Annotated in this window: 11 protein-coding genes and 2 pseudogenes; 6 read left to right on the top strand and 7 right to left on the bottom strand. The window is 65.6% G+C overall.

Annotation, left to right across the window (positions count from 1 at the left end; all coding sequences use genetic code 11):
* Window positions 1-9: 9 nt before the first annotated feature.
* Window positions 10-573: a TetR/AcrR family transcriptional regulator gene (locus tag MPSD_RS25205; RefSeq protein WP_036426229.1), complete on the top strand. Its 564-nt coding sequence runs from the start codon at window positions 10-12 to the stop codon at window positions 571-573.
* Here MPSD_RS25205 and MPSD_RS25200 read toward each other — a convergent pair.
* On the bottom strand, window positions 488-2,182 hold the full coding sequence (locus MPSD_RS25200; RefSeq protein WP_020785825.1) for a DHA2 family efflux MFS transporter permease subunit: 1,695 nt from the start codon (window positions 2,180-2,182) through the stop codon (window positions 488-490). The two genes, MPSD_RS25205 and MPSD_RS25200, sit on opposite strands and share 86 nt — an antisense overlap.
* 168 nt (window positions 2,183-2,350) lie before the next feature.
* Here MPSD_RS25200 and MPSD_RS25195 point away from each other — a divergent pair, with 168 nt between their 5' ends.
* Window positions 2,351-3,055: a DUF2334 domain-containing protein gene (locus tag MPSD_RS25195; protein ID WP_012396434.1), complete on the top strand. Its 705-nt coding sequence runs from the start codon at window positions 2,351-2,353 to the stop codon at window positions 3,053-3,055.
* Here the strand turns inward: MPSD_RS25195 and MPSD_RS25190 are convergent.
* Window positions 3,013-4,083 (bottom strand): DMT family transporter, encoded by a 1,071-nt coding sequence (locus MPSD_RS25190; RefSeq protein WP_086084724.1) that lies wholly within the window; start codon window positions 4,081-4,083, stop codon window positions 3,013-3,015. The two genes, MPSD_RS25195 and MPSD_RS25190, sit on opposite strands and share 43 nt — an antisense overlap.
* A 156-nt stretch (window positions 4,084-4,239) precedes the next feature.
* Between MPSD_RS25190 and MPSD_RS25185 the strand changes: the two genes are divergently transcribed.
* On the top strand, window positions 4,240-5,154 hold the full coding sequence (locus MPSD_RS25185) for a LysR family transcriptional regulator (RefSeq protein WP_086084748.1): 915 nt from the start codon (window positions 4,240-4,242) through the stop codon (window positions 5,152-5,154).
* Between the two features lie 79 nt (window positions 5,155-5,233).
* On the opposite strand, the gene MPSD_RS25180 is transcribed toward MPSD_RS25185, so the two are convergent.
* Window positions 5,234-5,872: an MBL fold metallo-hydrolase gene (locus MPSD_RS25180; protein WP_086084747.1), complete on the bottom strand. Its 639-nt coding sequence runs from the start codon at window positions 5,870-5,872 to the stop codon at window positions 5,234-5,236.
* On the opposite strand from MPSD_RS25180, the pseudogene MPSD_RS25175 reads away from it, so the two are divergent.
* Window positions 5,849-6,576: pseudogene (locus MPSD_RS25175) on the top strand (ATPase). The gene MPSD_RS25180 and the pseudogene MPSD_RS25175 sit on opposite strands and share 24 nt — an antisense overlap.
* A 26-nt stretch (window positions 6,577-6,602) precedes the next feature.
* Here MPSD_RS25175 and MPSD_RS25170 read toward each other — a convergent pair.
* Window positions 6,603-7,670, bottom strand: a complete 1,068-nt coding sequence (locus tag MPSD_RS25170) for a PPE family protein (RefSeq protein WP_086084723.1) — start codon at window positions 7,668-7,670, stop codon at window positions 6,603-6,605.
* Between the two features lie 328 nt (window positions 7,671-7,998).
* Between MPSD_RS25170 and purS the strand changes: the two genes are divergently transcribed.
* A complete protein-coding gene (gene purS, locus MPSD_RS25165) occupies window positions 7,999-8,238 on the top strand; it encodes a phosphoribosylformylglycinamidine synthase subunit PurS (protein ID WP_015357291.1) in 240 nt (79 codons plus the stop codon).
* Window positions 8,235-8,909, top strand: coding sequence for a phosphoribosylformylglycinamidine synthase subunit PurQ (purQ, locus tag MPSD_RS25160; RefSeq protein ID WP_015357290.1), 675 nt, complete (start codon window positions 8,235-8,237; stop codon window positions 8,907-8,909). The genes purS and purQ overlap by 4 nt, the downstream gene beginning before the upstream one ends.
* An 11-nt stretch (window positions 8,910-8,920) precedes the next feature.
* On the opposite strand, the gene MPSD_RS25155 is transcribed toward purQ, so the two are convergent.
* The 3 genes and pseudogenes from MPSD_RS25155 to MPSD_RS25145 form a co-directional block, all read right to left on the bottom strand.
* The gene (locus tag MPSD_RS25155; protein WP_020785832.1) at window positions 8,921-9,385 is read right to left on the bottom strand and encodes a YbjN domain-containing protein; all 465 of its coding nucleotides are present in this window, start codon (window positions 9,383-9,385) and stop codon (window positions 8,921-8,923) included.
* Between the two features lie 100 nt (window positions 9,386-9,485).
* Complete coding sequence (locus MPSD_RS25150; protein WP_020785833.1) at window positions 9,486-9,950, bottom strand: cupin domain-containing protein; 465 nt, start codon at window positions 9,948-9,950, stop codon at window positions 9,486-9,488.
* A gap of 25 nt (window positions 9,951-9,975) precedes the next feature.
* Window positions 9,976-11,460 (bottom strand): annotated as a pseudogene (locus tag MPSD_RS25145) (dihydrolipoyl dehydrogenase family protein).
* Window positions 11,461-11,547 lie beyond the last annotated feature (87 nt).

Below are 11,547 nucleotides of genomic sequence, written 5' to 3'. Positions count from 1 at the left end.
GCTGGCGGGATGAATCGTCCGGCGTATCACCACGGTGACCTGCGGGCCGTAATCCTGGACGAGGCGGCGCGATTGGTGGCACAGCGGGGCGCGGACCGGGTGTCGATGCGGGAGCTGGCGCGCGACGCCGGCGTGTCACATGCGGCCCCCGCGCACCACTTCACCGATCGGCGAGGCCTGTTCACCGCGCTGGCAACGCAGGGATTTCAACTGCTGGCGGCCGCCCTCGTGGCGGCCCGTGGTCACTTCGCCGATGCTGCCCTGGCCTACGTACGCTTCGCGATCGAGCATCCCGGCCACTACCAGGTCATGTTCAACCGGTCGTTGCATGACGCCGATGACGCCGACCTGGCCGCGGCGCAGGCCGCTGCCGCTGCCGAATTGGCCGCCGGGGTAGCGACCTTGCGTGACCCGGGCGCGCGGTTCGATCCGGAGGGCGCGCAGTTGGCCGCCTGGTCCTTGGTGCACGGCTTCTCGACCTTGTGGCTCAACGACGCACTCGATGCGCAAGTGCGAGCGCTAGACCCGATGGACACCGTATTGCGTATCGCAATGATGCTGTTAAAAAGCTAGCCGGAGCGGCTGCCGGCGTTTTGGGCAGGAATGCCGCCGGGATGAGGGTCGACACCACCAGCACCACGGCAACCCCGAAAACCACCGTGTAGGCGTGGGAGAGATCATGCATCACGTTGTCGGCGAAGTCGGGGGTGAGGGCCTGGGGCGGTAACCCGGAGGGGTCAACCGTGACTCCCCGTGCGGCCGCGTTCTGTTCCAAAGTGGCCACCTTGTTTGCGACCCAGATGTTGTCGCTGCGATTGAACTGGTTGGTCAGTATCGTCGCCATCAATGCGGTGCCGATCGATCCGCCCACTTGCTGGGTCACGCTGATCAGGGTCGAACCACGCGCGATCTCCCGCGGCTTCAGGGTCAGCACCGCTGCTCCGGCGAGCGGCATCAGCGTGCATCCCGTGCCCATGCCCATGATCGCGAGCCCGACCAGCAGCGTGGGTAGGTACTGCGCCCGGGTGGCGACTCCGAAGGTGAACATGGCCAGGCCCACGGCGATCAGGACGATGCCGAGCAGCACGCTCTTTCCTGGCCCGCGCCGGTCCATGAAGGCACTGGCGATGGGCATGGTCAGCATGGCGCCCAGGCCCTGGGGGATCAGATAGAGCCCCGATTGCATCGGCGTCTGGTGCAGCACTTGTTGCAGGTAGATGGGGATCAACAGCGAAGAGCCGAAATACGCCGCGGCGAAGGCCAGCAGCGTCAGATTGGCCTGGGTGACCACGCTGTTGTTGAACAGATGCAGGTCGATGAGCGGGTGATCGGCACGGTGCCACGCATGCCAGGCGAACCCGCCGATCAGTGACAAGCCGGCAATGACCGGTATCAACACGTAGCGATCGGCCACGGTGCCCCGGTCGGGAATCAATGACAGGGCCAACAGAAATGCCGCCAGGCCTGGCGAGAGCAGCAGCACGCCGATGACATCGAAACTTTCCGAGGGCACCGGACGATCCGCCGGAAAGGTAATCGCCGCCAAGGCGAACGCTGCCAGGCCGATGGGCAGGTTCACCAAGAAGATCCAGTGCCAGCCGAAGGAACTGATCAACCAGCCGCCCAGGATGGGGCCACCGATCGGGCCTAGCAACATCGGTATGCCGATGGCTGCCATCAAGCGCCCCAGCCGTTTTGGGCCCGCGGCCCGAGTTAGGATGATGAACCCCAGCGGCATCAACATGCCACCGCCGACACCCTGAAGCACCCGAAAAAAGATGAGCGACAGGATGTTCGGTGCCAGCGCGCACAGCAGCGAACCCAGGGCGAAGGCCAGGACCGAGCCCATCCACAGTCGCTTGGTGCCGAACCTGTCGGCTGCCCAGCCAGCCACCGGGATCACGGTCGCCAGTGCCAGCGTGTAGCCGGTCATGGTCCATGCCACGACAGCCTGGGTGGAGTCGAATTCGATGATGAACGTGCGCTGTGCGACGCCGACGACGGTGGCGTCCAGTACCGACATCAACGAGGCGAGCACGCAAACGCCGGCAATGCGCAGCAGTCCCGCGTCGAGCCGGTCGGGGTAGACGTGTTCGCCGGGGCTGCTTGTCCCCGTGCGGGTATCGGGCGGTGCTACCTCCGCCGGTGTGCAATGCGCCTCGTCCATGGCGGTACTGAGCATATCTAGGCATATCTCGCCATGTCATCGGCGGCGATGCGCCATTGGCCCGCCGGCTTGCCGGTTAACCCGGCCGTAATCGGAATATCCGCACGTCAGGCATGCTAGTTAGACGTTTTAAGTCTGTATGTCCTTCACCGTCTCGAAACCTGCATTCGGCAAACTGCAAGCGTGGCTGGAAAACTGATCGTCTCGGTTTCGGGGATAGGCGAGCGCACCCTGGCCGACGTCGAGTCGTTCTGTGCGCAGATGGACGAGCGCTCGGTGCCGTTGTCGCTGTTGGTCGCGCCGCGGCTCAAGGGGGGCTACCGGCTCGATCGCGATCCGCACACCGTCGACTGGCTGGCCGGGCGTCGCAATGGTGGCGATGCCCTGGTGCTGCACGGGTATGACGAAGCGGCGACCAAGAAGCGCCGGGGCGAGTTCGCGACACTTCATGCCCATGAGGCCAACCTGCGGGTGATGGCCGCCGACCGGGTGCTCGAACATCTCGGGCTACGTACCCGCTTGTTCGCGGCGCCGGGCTGGGTTGTTTCGCCGGGTGTGGTCAAGGCATTGCCGGGCAACGGATTCCGCTTGCTCGCCGATTATCACGGGATTTCGGATCTGGTCCGCAAGACGACTGTGCGGACCCGCGTACTGGGCATCGGGGAGGGTTTCCTCTCCGAACCGTGGTGGTGCCGGATGGTGGTGTTGTCAGCCGACCGAGTCGCTCGGCGGGGCGGTGTCGTGCGCATCGCGGTGTCAGCCCGTCAGCTGCGCAAGCCGGGACCGCGCCAAGCCATGTTGGATGCCATCGATCTGGCGCTGATGTACCGCTGCACGCCGATGGTTTACAACTGGCGCCCAGATGGTGCGGTGCTCGACGCCGCATAGTCGCTCAGGCCCACCGGCAAGCTCTCAACGCCCTGCAATTGATCACCTGTACCGGTGCGCCGCCGACTACGCGCTGGCAGCCGCAGCAGTCCGTGAGCCAACGCGACCCCGATCAAACATGCTCCCCCGCCAGCGAGCCCTAGCGGGTTGGGAACCTCGGCGAGCAACAGTCCCGACAACGCGATCACCAACGCGATCACCAACGCGATCACCAACGCGGGAACCATGAGCGTGGTCGCGGCCGTCACTCCCGCGTTGGTGCGCGCCAAGGCATACGCCCACGTGGTGAACGCGATGGCGCTGGGGCCCGCCCCGAGAAACACAAGCCACCAGAGATCGGCGGCGGAGGCCAGGCTCAGTTCCCGGGCCGCTGCCGGCAGAAATGGCAGCGTCACGATGAAGCCCACCAGCGTTCCCCAGAGGGTGGCACTCAGCGCGTCGACGGTCCGCAGTGCCACCTTCTGCAACAGCACCCCAGCGGCGTACAGCACCGCGGCGAGCAACCCCAGACCGACGCCCAGCCAGTCGGTCTGCGACCCGCCCCCGCCGGCGCTGATGAGCACAACGCCGGCGAAAGCGATTGCAATGCCAGTCAACAGCCGCGCCGAGTAGCCCTCGCCGAGAAAGAAACCTGCGAAGACGGCCACCAGAATCGGGGCCAAGTTGACCAGCAGCGCCGTCGTTCCGGCATCGATGTGTTGCTCGGCCCAGCTGATCACGATCGAATAGGCGCCGAACCATGCCACCCCGTAGGCGATCACAAGGGTGAGCGCGGCGGCCGACGGCGGACGCAGACGCCTGGTCGTGGCGTGACCGGCATAGGCGGTGTACGTCGCCGCGATGGTAGCGATCACCGCCATCACCATCACCGCGATGAAGAGCCGGCTCAGCGCCAGGACGCCGGGGGAAAACACGCGCCCGGCCGACCGGACTCCGACAAACGCGAACGCCCACAGCGTGACCGTGACCCCCATGGCCAACGCGGGCATGTTCACGGTGCGTTGCGAGGAGGTCGTCGAGGAGGCCATGGCGGGTATCGTCCCCGGAAAAACACTTCAGCACAATTGAATATTTCTAAACTAATGATTAGCAGTACCGTATAGGCGTTGCGCGTGATCGATCCTCATCGCCTGCGCATCCTGCGCATCCTGCGCATCCTGCGCATCCTGCGCATCCTGCGCATCCTGCGCATCCTGCGCATCCTGCGCATCCTGCGTGCCGTCGTCGCGGAGGGATCGATCGGTGGTGCTGCCGCCGCGCTGGGGTGCACACCGTCCGCGGTGAGTCAGCACATCGCTGTGCTGCAACGTGAGATCGGACTCACCCTGGTGGAGAAGGTCGGGCGTGGAATCGCCCCCACGGATGCAGGCGCAACCCTCGTGGCGGAGTCGGCGGCGGTCTTCGACGGGCTGTCGCGTCTCGACGGTCTGGTCGCTGATCTTCGACATGGCCGCGCCGGCACCCTGCGGGTGAGCTACTTCGCGTCGGCGGGGGCGGCCTGGATGCCGGCGGTCATCGCGACCATCAGCTCGGAATATCCCGCTGTCCGGCTGGATCTACGGCTGGTCGAACTCGCCGACGCCGACGACGCGGCGCCCGACGTCGAGATCAATGTCGCCGGCATGCCCGGCACCGAGCTATCGAACTACGACACCGCTGCCCTGGTCACCGAGGATTACGTGGTCGTGGTCGGCGCCGGAGACTCTCTCGCTGAACGGGATTCGGTGACCCTGCGTGAGCTCGCAGGCGAACCGTGGATCGACAACGACGTTGCGCGCGGCAACTGCCGGGAGAATCTCCTGCGTGCCTGCACTGCCGCGGGATTCACGCCGTGCTTTCGTGTCGAAACACACGACTACGTGACCGCGGTGCGATTCGTTGCCGCAGGTGTCGGTCTCACCGTGGTACCCAGGCTTGCCCTCATCGACCTACCTGCCGGGGTACGCACCGTCGCCATCTCCGAACCGACGCCGCGGCGCACCATCGTGGTTCGCCGGCACCACCGCGCACGTAACAATGTGATCGCCGACCGCGTACTCGAACTCATCCATCAACAGGCGGTGCGGACGCACGGACCGGCGGTGGGGGCACTGGCCTGATCTGGGCTTGGGTCGCACATCTTGACCCGAAAGACCTTGGGTGAAGTCGAAAATGATATGGCTGCAAGGTGTCTCGAGGCTAGAAGGTGACCGCGCTTTCTTCGGGCAACACCTGAAAGTCGGTATCGGTCATCTCGGCGAGCCGGCCGTAATAAATGCCACGTGCCTCGGTGGCGATGATCCCCTGATGGATGGGTACGGCGCGGGCCGGCGCGACCGATCGCAGGTAGTCGACGGCCTCGGAGATCTTCATCCACGGGGCGGCCGCCGGCGTGGCCAAGACGTCCACCGGTTCGTCCGGGACGAACAGGGCCTTGCCGGGATGCATCAGCCTGGCGCGATGATCGCCGTCGCCGACCAGGTACGAAATATTTTCTATGACTGGGATTTCCGGATGAATCACCGCGTGACGTCCGCCGACGGCCCGGATCGTCAGCTCACCGACCGCCAGTTCGTCGCCGACGTGGACCTCCCGGCATTCGGTGCCAAGTACGGCTGCGGTCTGCGCGTCGGCATACAGGGCGGCATCGGGGTTGGCCGCTAGCAGCGCGGGCAGCCGGCTCACGTCGACGTGATCAGGGTGCTGGTGGGTGATCAGGATCGCCGCCAGGCCAGTGATCCCCTCGAACCCGTGCGCAAAGGTCCCGGGATCAAACAGCACTCGGGTTTGACCGAAATCCGCGAGAAGACAGGAATGCCCAAAATGCGTCAGTTGCATGTCTACGATTGTGCCCTGATGGCAGCCCTGCCGATGCGACTGTTGCTGGCGACAATGCTGGTCGCCGGCAGCTTGGTGATCACGGTAGGGGTGGCCACGCCGGCAGCGGCGGAGCCCGAAACCTGCCCACCGGTCTGCGACCAGATTCCCGGTGCCGCGTGGATCCAGCGACGCGCCGTGCCCATGAACGCGGTCTATCGCTGGCCCGCGCTGGGCGCGGTCGCGACCGCCCTGACAGGACGACACCCCGGTTCCGGTTCGAGGAAATCTGTGCCACACCGGCCTTTCCGGACGACATCCGCAAATCGGCCGTTGCGGGCCGCGCGTCGGTGACTCACCCGGACGGTCAGTGGCAATTGCAGGCCCAAATACTGCACTGGCGGGGCGACACGGCCCGCGGTGGAGCCATCGCCGCGACCGTCTTCGGCGCCGCGGTCACCGCGCTGCGCGCGTGTCAGCTGGGGGCGCCCAAGCAATCCCCGTCGGTGACCGACGACGAACCCACCCGGATGTCCGCGGTGATCAGCGGTCCGGTCATCATGCACACCTACCTGGTTGCGCACCCGGCGAGTAGCACCATCAGCGAGCTCACGCTGTGGACTTCCGGACCGGCGCAGGTGGAATGGTCGGTGATCAACGATTCCACCGTCCTGGACGCCATGGTTGCGCCGCTGTGTGAGGCCTATATCGCCTCGTGCAGCTGAGCTGACCGCGCCGTTCCACCGGGGATCTAGGCGGTCATGCCAAGTGCTTCCACATGCTGTGCACGTGCCGCCGCCAAGGCGGCCGCCCTTGCGGAAACAGAAGCCGCAGGCGACACCAGCTCCACTTCGGGCGCTATCGCCGACGCTATTGCGGAAGGCGCGGCAACAGGTTTAGCGCCCGCAATTTCAGATTCAGCCTCGGCGGGCGGTGCGTACAAGCTCAGCAAAAACGGGAGGTTCGGGCCAATATCGATATTGAACGCGTCCGATAACCCGCGCAAAGTCCCGGACAACGCGCATGCCGTTGCGATGAGCAGCAGCGTTGGGCCGGCCAGGGCCAAGGCCGGTGCCGCCAGGACGCCCACCGCCAAGGCAATTTCGTACAAATCCACCATGAGAAATGTGTGCCAGAACACCAGCAGAATGATCATCGACAAATAGACGATTACATATAAATACACGCCCAAGATGATCGAATAGTACAGAATATTCATGATCAGCCACATGATTAAATCGATGATGTCGATTTTCTGGGCGGTGGCGGGCGTGCTGATTTCGGCCTTGAGTATGAGCGGGGCCGGTGTGGTGTGGGGCATCGAGGCCAGCGTCGTGCCTGAGACCGCCTGATAGGCGCTCATGGTGGTGGCCGCTTGGATCCACATCCGCGCGTAGTCGACTTCGTTGAGCGTGATGGGGATGGTGTTGAGTCCAAAAAAATTGGTCGCGACGAGCGCCGCATGGGTGGTGCGGTTGGCGGTCAACGCCGCCAGTGTCGGCATTGCTGCCAGCGCACTGGCGTAGGCCCCCGCCGCCGCCTCGTGCTCGGCCGCAGTCACCGCGTAGTCGGCGCTGGTCTTGGTCAACCACGTCAGATACGGGACATGGGCATCGACATAACTCTGCGCGCTCGGCCCCTCCCACGCCACGGCCGACTCACCCAGCATGGCGGTGAGTTCCTCTGCGGCCGAGGCGTGTTCGGCGGCCAGCGCCGTCCATGCCGCGGCGGCCTCGTGCAGTGGGCCCGGGCCCGGGCCCGCGCTCAGCAAAGCCGAATGCACTTCCGGCGGCGAGGCCATCCAAACAGACGCCGTCATAAAAGTCCTCCCGAAATCCGACAAGTCGCCGCCACAGTACGGACGCTTGGTGAACAAACGGGGTTAGCTGGTTGCCGGCATCGGGGTGCGGGCGTCGCGTCGGTGAACCGGCGCCGGCGAAGCGACACAACGCAGCGAAACCGTCGGGTGGCTCCGGTGCGATCGCACACCGATCTCGATGGGTATGCCGTCACCGGATCGGCGAACAGCGCGTCTTCGGTCGGTTGTTCTCACGGGCCGGCAGCAGCGGACTCGCGCCCGTGACGCGCCCCGGAGGCCATCGCCGGTAGAGTTGGCGCCGAGCAATCGGAGCTGAGGAGGAATGCCGGTGGCCCGGGTGGTCGTCAATGTGATGCCCAAAGCGGAGATTCTGGACCCGCAGGGCCAGGCAATCGTCGGCGCCCTGGGGCGTCTCGGGCATCCCGGAATCTCGGATGTCCGCCAGGGCAAGAGATTTGAGCTAGAGATCGACGACAGCGTGGACGATGCCACGCTGGCTGAAATCGCGGAATCGCTGTTAGCGAACACGGTGATCGAGGATTGGACGATAAGCCGGGACCCGCAGTGACAGCTCGGATCGGGGTCATCACATTTCCCGGAACGCTCGACGACGTGGACGCCGCCCGCGCGATCCGGCTGGTGGGCGCCGAGGCGGTGAATCTCTGGCATGCCGACGCGGATCTGAAAGGCGTCGAGGCCTTGGTGGTGCCCGGCGGCTTCTCCTACGGCGACTACCTGCGGGCGGGTGCGATCGCCAGGTTTGCCCCGGTGATGGGCGAAGTGGTGAGCGCCGCGCGGCGAGGCATGCCGGTCCTGGGGATATGCAATGGTTTCCAGGTGTTGTGCGAGGCCGGCCTGCTGCCCGGCGCGCTGACCCGCAATGTGGGGCTGCACTTCGTCTGCCGCGACGCATGGCTACGGGTGGCGTCGACGTCGACCGCCTGGACATCGCGTTTCGAACCGGCCGCGGACTTGTTGGTGCCGCTCAAGTCCGGGGAGGGCCGCTATGTGGCCTCAGAACAGGTGCTCGACGAGCTGGAAGCCGAAGACCGGGTGGTGTTCCGCTACCACGACAATGTCAACGGCTCGCTGCGTGACATCGCCGGGATCAGCTCCGCCAATGGCCGGGTGGTCGGGCTCATGCCCCACCCCGAACACGCGATAGAGGCGCTGACCGGCCCCTCCGATGACGGGCTCGGGCTGTTCTATTCGGCGCTAGACGCGGTGCTGGCCGCCTGAGGTCGGCCGGATCAGCCGACGTCGCGCATCAGCGGCGGCGTCTGCGGCAGCTCGGCGACCCGGTTCAACTCGCCAAACAGCTCGATCGATGCGCCGATGGCGCGGTCCACGAATACGGCGAATTCGCTGAAGTCCACCGGACCGGCGATCCATTGGGACTTGTAGGCGGTGACGCCGATGCGCTGTGGGTCAGACGAGTTGTGCACTATCGCGGTGACTCCGCGACGCTGGGTGTTCCAGCGGTCGGCGAACCGCGCCAGCAGCGCACGGTCGCCCGCGGGGAAAAAGCATGCGGGAGCGACCCGAATCGCGAACACTTCCGGATGCGCCGGTGAGATCTCCAGGTGGACGTGCAGCCGCTGGGGATGGGCGTCGGTGACGAAGAAGAACTCGCCGTCGTGCTGGCCGCGGAAATACCGCCTTCCACGGGTGCACAAGTAGCGTTCGATCAGGGTTGCGCACAGTGGCTCGGTCATGAATCCATGCTCCGCGCTGCGGCTATGCAGATCCTTGGAGCCAGGGAAAGCGGATCCAAAGAATCAGTTGAGAATTTCCTGAGTGGCTGCTGCTTGTCGGTTACGAGAGCGGATACAGCCTCGGCAGGTTGACCACGATCGCCTCCTGGGTGCTGCGCGCGATGACCACTTCGGCGGGCATGGTCGGGTCGGGATTTTCTTCCCGGTGCGGCAGATAGGGCGGAACGAAGATGTAGTCGCCGGGTTCGGTGGCGATACGCACCTCTTGCTCGCCGTCGTGAAACACAAACTCCGGGCGTCCGCTTCGCACATAGATTGCGGTTTCGGAGTCGCCGTGGTGATGGTTGGCCGAGACCGTCCGGGGCAGGACATGCGTCTCGCCCATCCAGATCTTCTCCGCGCCCACCGACCTTCCGCTAAGCGCGGCAAACCGGCGCAATCCCTCCGACTGCGCGGTATCGGAACTGATTTCGGAGGCCTTGATGTGGTGTACCTGCGCGCGACGGCGGTCCGGGGCGGCTGTTTTGGCTGGGAAGTCGGGATGGAATCCGTCCGAGGTTGCCATGGCTGCTCCGATTGTTGGGTGAGTGCTAGACAAGGACGAAAAACGAATCGCGGTAGGCCTCGAGAAGTCGCAGCCACAGTTCGCTGATCGTTGGAAAGCATGGTACGGCGTGCCACAGCCGGTCGATGGGCACTTGGCCGGCGATGGCGATGGTGGCCGCGTGCAGCAACTCCGCGGCGCCCGGGCCGACGATGGTGACACCGAGGAGGCAACCTCGGTCGACGTCGACGACCATGCGGGCCCGGCCGGCGTAGCCGTCGGCGAAGAGCTTGGCCCCGGTGACGACATCGCCGATTTCGACGTCGATCGTCTTGATCCGATGACCGGCCCGCGCCGCCTGCTCGGCCGTCAGCCCCACCGCGGCGGCTTCGGGGTCGGTGAAGAAAACCTGTGGCACCGCGTGATGATCGGCGGTGGTCGCATGCGCACCCCACGGTGCGGTGTCCAGCGAGTCTCCGGCGGCGCGGGCACCGATAGCGCTACCGGCGATGCGGGCTTGGTACTTGCCCTGATGGGTGAGCAGTGCGCGGTGATTGACATCGCCTGCCGCATAAAGCCAACCGCCATCGACGGCGTTCACGCGGCAGGTGTCGTCGACATCGAGCCAGTTGCCCGGCGCCAGCCCGACCGTCTGCAGGCCGATGTCGTCGGTGCGTGGTGCGCGGCCGGTAGCGAACAACACCTCGTCGACCTCGAGCCGCGTATCGTCATCGAGTTCGAGGGTAACCGGTGCATCGGGATGCGGCCGGTGCAGCGCGCGCACTGAGATCCCCACGCGCACATCGACGCCCGCGCGGGTGAGACCGCGGCCGACGAAGTCGCCGACAAACGGTTCCATCCGGCTCAGCAATCGGGATCGCGCCAGCAGGGTCACCGACGACCCCAATCCTTGCCAGGCGGTCGCCATTTCGACACCCACACCGCCCGCGCCGACGATCGCGAGCCGGCGGGGCGCCGAACTGGCCTCGGTGGCTTGGCGATTGGTCCACGGCCAGGCCTCGGTGATGCCAGGCAGGTCGGGCAAGGTGGGGCGACTTCCGGTGCAGACGACAACCGCATGCCGCGCCGCGATCATCAGCGTCTGGCCGTCGTGATCGGACACACTGACTCGACGCGGACCCGCCAGCCGCCCATGGCCGCGGATCAGCGTCGCGCCGATACCACTGACCCAGTCGGCCTGGCCGCCGTCATCTCAGTTGCTCACGTACCGGTCCCGGCGATCGAAAACTGCTGCGGCGCTGATTGAGCCGCTGATTGCCTCGCGCGCACCGTCCACCAGGCGGGCATCGGCAACGGCGATCACCGGACGTAGCAGCGCCTTACCCGGTACACATGCCCAGTACGAGCATTCACCGCCGACGAGGTCACGCTCGATCACCGCAACGTGCAGCCCCGCAGCCTGGCAGCGGTCAGCGGCATTCTGCCCGACTGGTCCGGCCCCGAGCACTATCACGTCGAACGAAAGATCGGGTTCGCCGGCCGGTATCCGGGCGCGTTCGTCTTCGGTCACGGCCGCAGATCCTTCCGTCGACTCTCTCTGCGACGCTACGCCCCGCACGCTGGTGCGCTACCGGCGAGTGTGGGCTGAGTTCGTCCT

The organism is Mycobacterium pseudoshottsii JCM 15466 (assembly GCF_003584745.1).
Lineage (GTDB): Bacteria > Actinomycetota > Actinomycetes > Mycobacteriales > Mycobacteriaceae > Mycobacterium > Mycobacterium marinum.
Note: the sequence above shows the minus strand (reverse complement) of the source record. Positions and strands in the feature narration are given on the sequence as shown.